At 76.7% G+C, this 4,455-nt stretch carries 4 protein-coding genes; 2 read left to right on the top strand and 2 right to left on the bottom strand.

Annotated elements, in window-relative coordinates; all coding sequences use genetic code 11:
* Positions 1 to 162: 162 nt before the first annotated feature.
* Both E2C05_RS29060 and E2C05_RS33555 read right to left on the bottom strand, forming a co-directional pair.
* Positions 163 to 462, bottom strand: coding sequence for a hypothetical protein (locus E2C05_RS29060; protein ID WP_133223114.1), 300 nt, complete (start codon positions 460 to 462; stop codon positions 163 to 165).
* Positions 463 to 1,082: 620 nt separating this feature from the next.
* Complete coding sequence (locus E2C05_RS33555) at positions 1,083 to 2,291, bottom strand: hypothetical protein (protein ID WP_158292446.1); 1,209 nt, start codon at positions 2,289 to 2,291, stop codon at positions 1,083 to 1,085.
* A gap of 235 nt (positions 2,292 to 2,526) precedes the next feature.
* On the opposite strand from E2C05_RS33555, the gene E2C05_RS29070 reads away from it, so the two are divergent.
* Together E2C05_RS29070 and E2C05_RS29075 are read left to right on the top strand one after the other, a co-directional pair.
* Positions 2,527 to 3,342: a creatininase family protein gene (locus tag E2C05_RS29070; protein WP_133223115.1), complete on the top strand. Its 816-nt coding sequence runs from the start codon at positions 2,527 to 2,529 to the stop codon at positions 3,340 to 3,342.
* A gap of 79 nt (positions 3,343 to 3,421) precedes the next feature.
* On the top strand, positions 3,422 to 4,384 hold the full coding sequence (locus E2C05_RS29075; RefSeq protein ID WP_158292447.1) for a Bug family tripartite tricarboxylate transporter substrate binding protein: 963 nt from the start codon (positions 3,422 to 3,424) through the stop codon (positions 4,382 to 4,384).
* The last annotated feature ends 71 nt before the right edge of the window (positions 4,385 to 4,455 follow it).

Consider the following 4,455-nt stretch of genomic DNA (forward strand, 5'->3'; position numbering starts at 1 on the left):
GACCGCGGGCCCGGGGCGGCTCGGCGCCCGGCATCGGAGGCATGGCACGGCGCCGCGCCGCCTGGCCTGCATGCGCTGTCCCACAACCCGGGCCGGGCCGGGCCGCGCGGCGGGCCGGCCACGTCGCGCATCCCGCCCGGCATCCGCGCGCGCCGGGCAGCATCAGCCGGCCATCGGCCAGTCGGCCGGATCCTCCCCCACCTCCTCCCGCAGCAGCGCCAGCAGGGCGCGCCGGGCGAAGACCTGGGCCCGGTCGATCGAATCCTCGGCCGAGCAGGCATCGCCATAGCTGGCGGTGATGCCGGGGGTCACGCCGACCGAGGCATGCAGCACGCATTCGATCGCCTCCGCCCGGGCGGCGGCGGCGGCGAGGTCGGCGACGAGTTGCGCCATCAGCGTCACCGCCCGGCTCCGCGCCGTGCCGGCACGGGCGAAATCCTCAAGACTCGGGTCATCCACCATCGTCTGCCTCCGCGGCACCGCCGCCGGTTGCGGTCCTGGCACCGGGGATGATGTCCCAAGGCAGGCCGGGCCCCGGTGCCCACCCCCTCGCATGCTGCGCCGAGGAAGCGGGATCGGTGCGCTGTTGCGGAACGATGAAGGTGCAAAGGTTTTCTAAGCGTTAACTCAACCGGCGAGGCGCAACGGCCTGCCGAGGGACAAGGGTTAAAATTGTCGTGGCTCCCGGGCGGCGGCGGCCGGCGCCCGCCGCTCCGGCTACGCCCCAGGCGATGCGATGTGGGTCGCCGGGCCGCCCCGGCCGCGACGCCCCCGGGCGCCCTGCCAAGGCGGCGGACATTGTCGGCACCCCGCGATGGAGGCCCGCCGCGACGGACCCGATCCCGCCCGCGGCGGGTTCCGGCCACGGCCCGGCCGCGGCGGCGGGTCCGCCGGCCCCTGCTGTCTCCCCCGGTGCGACGGCGCCGGTCGCGGCCCGCGACCGGACCGAGCGGAGCCGCGCCCGGCCCGTGGCGGCGCGGGCCACATGGCGGCGGGACGCATCCTCGGCACGCGGTGCCGGCCGCGGGCCAGCGACCGCTGGGGGCTTCGCGTCCCGGCCCGAACGGCGCGCCGCGCGGCGCTCAGCCGCCCTGCAGCAGCGCCTCCGCCGCGTCGGACCCGGCGAGGATCTCGATGCTTCGCAGCACGTCGATGCGGGTCAGCCCGCCAGGGCCGCCACCCGACTGCCCCAGGCCCCGCAGCTGCGCGACCATGTCGCGGATGGCGCGGTCATAGGCCGCGGCACCGCCGATCCGGCGGCCGGCGCTCTCCAGCGCCCGCAGCCGGCGGGCGCCCTGCTCCATCGCCGCCACCTCCGCCTCGGTGACCTCGGGCGCGGCCGCGAGGCGGGCCGCCGGTCCGGCCAGTTCGGCCTGCGCGGCTTCGGCGAAGGCCGCGCGGCAGGCCTCGTCGGCCGCCCGCCGATAGGTCCGGACCGCCGCCTGCCGGTCGCCGGCGAGCAGCGGGCAGGCTTCCAGGTCGTCCAGCCGGCGGGCGGTCGCCAGCGCCAGGTCGGCCGCCCGCCGTGGATCGAGCTGGCCGAATTCCGGCGGCGGCGCCTTGAGGATCGTCTCCAGCAGCTGCACCGCCGGGCCGCGCAGGCTGGGCGAGACGCCCGCGGCGACGACGGCGAGCGCGCCGGGGGCGCTGGCCCGCCGCGCCAGCGTGGCCAGGGTGGCGGCAAGCGGCATGGGCCCGGCCGCCGCCACCGCCCGCAGCGCCCGCTCGGCCAGTTGTTCGGGCGGGCCCTGATCGGCCAGGGCCACGGCATCCCAGATCACCGGCCCTGCCTGCCAGGCCGGGCGGCAGAGCGCGAGGATCGGCGCATAGTCGGCGGCCGTGAGGCCGGTGCGGTTCCAGTCCGGCGGCACCGCATCCGGCAGCACCCGGGCGGCCAGGTGCCAGACCCGGGCACCGAGCGCCGCCACCACTTCCCGGTCTGCCAGGCTGTGGCCTTCCGCCGCCAGGGCGACGGCCGCGCCCTCGGGGTCGGCCAGCAGGATCGCGGCCAGCACCGGGATGGCGCTGCGCGGCAGGGTCGGCGTGCCGCGGGCCCAGGCCCGGGCCGGCACCACCGCGCCGTCCAGCGGCAGGAAGAGCAGCCGGGCGAGCCGCAGCGGCCGCGTGATGCCCAGCGCGGCGAGGCGCGGCCGCACCGGCTCGAGCAGCGCATCCACCTCGCCGCGGACCGGCAGGGCATCCAGCATCCGCGCGAGGCGAAGGACGGTCGAATCATCGGCCCCGGCCACGCTCTGCCGCAGTTGTCGGATTTCGCGCAGGGCGTTCACCATGGTCGCACCTCCGGCCGCCCTAAACGAGGCAGGCGGACAGTGTCGGCAATCAAGCCATTCCGGGCATGAAGGTCGGGTAAACCCGTGCCGTGTCCTGCCGCATGGCTGGCCATGCTGCCCGCCGCCGCCATGCGCCGCACCGCGCCGGCTCCCGGCGCAGGCGGGATGCGGCGCGGGCCGCCGCTGCCGCGTTGCGTGCCGGCCCGGCTGGCCCGCGGCTTGCTCGGCCCGACACATGGGCCCCCTTCCCTCCCGCCGTTGGCGCGACCTGCGCTGGACCGATTTCGCCGCCCTGCCGGCCGCCACCATCGCCATCCTGCCCGTCGCCGCCATCGAGCAGCACGGGCCGCACCTGCCCGTCTCGACCGACACCGCCATCAACGAGGCGCTGGTGGACCGCGCCCTGGCGCGGCTGCCGGCCGAACTGCCGGTGCTGGTCCTGCCGACCCAGGCCATCGGCTCCTCCGCCGAGCATCTCCGCTTCCCCGGCACCCTGACCGCCGAGCCGGAGACGCTGATCGCCCTCTGGACTCAGATCGGCGAGAGCGTGGCGCGCGCCGGCATCCGCCGCCTGGTGCTGTTCAACAGCCATGGCGGGCAGCCGCAGCTGCTCGACATCGTCGCGCGCCGGCTGCGGGCGCGCTGCCGCATGCTGGCGGTGGCCTGCACTTGGTTCCGCCTCGGCCTGCCGGACGGCGTAGTGGACGCGGCCGAGGCGCGGCACGGCATCCATGCCGGGCAGGTGGAGACGGCGGCGATGCTCGCCCTGGCACCGCATCTGGTGGACATGGCGCAGGCGCGCGACTTCGCCTCCGCCTGGCTGGCCCGGGCGGCGGGCTGCACGGTGCTGGAGCCGGAGGGCATCACCGGCTTCGGCTGGGAGACGCAGGACCTGCACCCCGCCGGCGCGGTCGGCGATGCGACGCGGGCGACGCCGGCGGATGGCGACCGCATCCTGGACCATGCCGCGGCGCGGCTGGCGGCGCTGCTGGCCGAGCTGCACGGCTTCGACCTCGACACCTGGCTGCGCGACGCCCCGGCCGCCGATTGACACCCGGCGGCGCCGGCCAGCAGCATGGCCGCAACGGCTGCGCCACGCAGCGCAGCCGGCACCGGGAAGGAACCACGCCATGCATCGCCGCGGCCTGCTGGGCGCCGTCGCACTCTCGATCCCCACTCTCGGCGCCTCGGCGCAGACCGCCGATCGCTGGCCGGCGCGCGAGATCCAGCTCGTCACCGGCTTCGGCCCGGGCGGCGGCACCGACCTGGTCGCCCGCGCCATCGCCGCGCATATGGAGAAGACGCTCGGCGTCTCCGTCGTGGTGCGCAACACGCCGGGCGCCGGCGGCACGCTGGGGCCGACGCGCATCGCCCAGTCGCGGCCGGATGGCTATACCTTCGGCCTGGTCGGGCTTTCCTCCCTGGTGGTCGCGCCGCTGACCATGGACCTGCCCTACAAGCCCTGGGAGAGCTTCGACTTCCTCGCCTGCACCTCGGAATTGCGCATCGGCGTGCCGGTCGGGCCCTCCATGCCGCAGGTGCGGACGCTGGCGGATTTCGTCGCCGAGGCGCGGCGCCGGCCGGTGACCTTCGCCAGCACCAATCCCGGCTCCGCCGTGTCCTTCTTCGACCTGCAGCGCCTGGCCGGCCTGCAGATGACCTATGTGCAGATCCCGAGCATCACCGAGGCGGCGAGCCAGGTCGCCGGCGGGCATATCGACAGCTACACCGGCACCTCGGAGATGATCGGCCTGGTGAAGGGCGGCAACCTGCGCCTGCTGGCGAGCGCGAGCGTCGACCGCTGGCCGGAATTCCCCGAGGTGCCGACGCTGATCGAGCAGGGCTTCGAGACGGCGACGCGCCAGCCCATCCTCTGGGCCGGGCCGGCCGGCCTGCCGCCGCCGGTGCGGGCGCGGCTGGAAGGGGCGCTGCTGGCGGCGGCGCGCGACCCGGAGGTGCTGGCCCGGCAGGAGAGCGCGAGCATCGCGCCGCGGCCGATGGACGGGCAGGCGGCGCTGGCCATGATGCGGCAGATCCGCCCGGGGGTGGAGGCGGCGCTGGATGCCGCCGGCATGGTGCGCCGGCGCGGCTGAGCGCGGCCGGCGGGGCCGGGCCGCACCGCTCAGCGCCGATGCGCCGCGGCGTCCTCCCGCTCCGCCGGGCG

Source organism: Paracraurococcus ruber, assembly GCF_004353985.1.
Taxonomy (GTDB): Bacteria; Pseudomonadota; Alphaproteobacteria; order Acetobacterales; family Acetobacteraceae; genus Paracraurococcus; species Paracraurococcus ruber.

What these genes read in the sequence shown, in the direction of transcription:
- E2C05_RS29075 (WP_158292447.1), top strand. Translation starts at nt 3,422, where the DNA reads ATGCATCGCCGCGGCCTGCTGGGCGCCGTCGCACTCTCGATCCCCACT.
- E2C05_RS29060 (WP_133223114.1), bottom strand. Translation starts at nt 462, where the DNA reads ATGGTGGATGACCCGAGTCTTGAGGATTTCGCCCGTGCCGGCACGGCG.
- E2C05_RS33555 (WP_158292446.1), bottom strand. Translation starts at nt 2,291, where the DNA reads ATGGTGAACGCCCTGCGCGAAATCCGACAACTGCGGCAGAGCGTGGCC.
- E2C05_RS29070 (WP_133223115.1), top strand. Translation starts at nt 2,527, where the DNA reads ATGGGCCCCCTTCCCTCCCGCCGTTGGCGCGACCTGCGCTGGACCGAT.